Raw genomic sequence first — 472 nt, forward strand, 5'->3', positions numbered from 1 at the left:
CGTCTAGTTTGTTTCGTAAGTGGTTTTCCTCATTAATTGTCTGCGCCAGCATCTCATCATAAGTGATAAGATTTTTCTTAATATTGATCATTGGTTTGATCTCTATTTGCACATAACGATGAGCCTCTAACAAAGTTGTACTGTTCTTCATCATTTCCTTTACGAGCCTGAAATGATTCGGACGTTCCTTCAATGTGGTTGTCATTTTATTCTGTAAATCTTCTACTCGATGTTCGAGTGAATATTGAATACTATCAAGCTCAAATTTTTCTTTCGGACCGATACGAATAGCGCGCACATTTTCTTTTTGACCAATACGCTGTAAAACATTATCGACTGCTAAATTAGTTTGGGACGACAATAGAATTTTTTTATTATCATTTACTAGGTATTGAATAATTTCGCTAATAACTGTTGTTTTCCCGGTACCCGGAGGACCTTGTATAAGGTAAATATCACTACAGTTTAGAGC

General features: G+C 35.4%; 1 protein-coding gene. It reads right to left on the bottom strand.

What is annotated here, in order from left to right:
- Positions 1 to 472, bottom strand: a 472-nt coding sequence (locus EVJ21_RS15225; RefSeq protein WP_131490799.1) for an AAA domain-containing protein, incomplete at both ends; no start/stop codon positions are given.

The sequence above is a fragment of the Exiguobacterium sp. SH0S2 genome (assembly GCF_004337185.1).
Classification (GTDB): domain Bacteria; phylum Bacillota; class Bacilli; order Exiguobacteriales; family Exiguobacteriaceae; genus Exiguobacterium; species Exiguobacterium aurantiacum_A.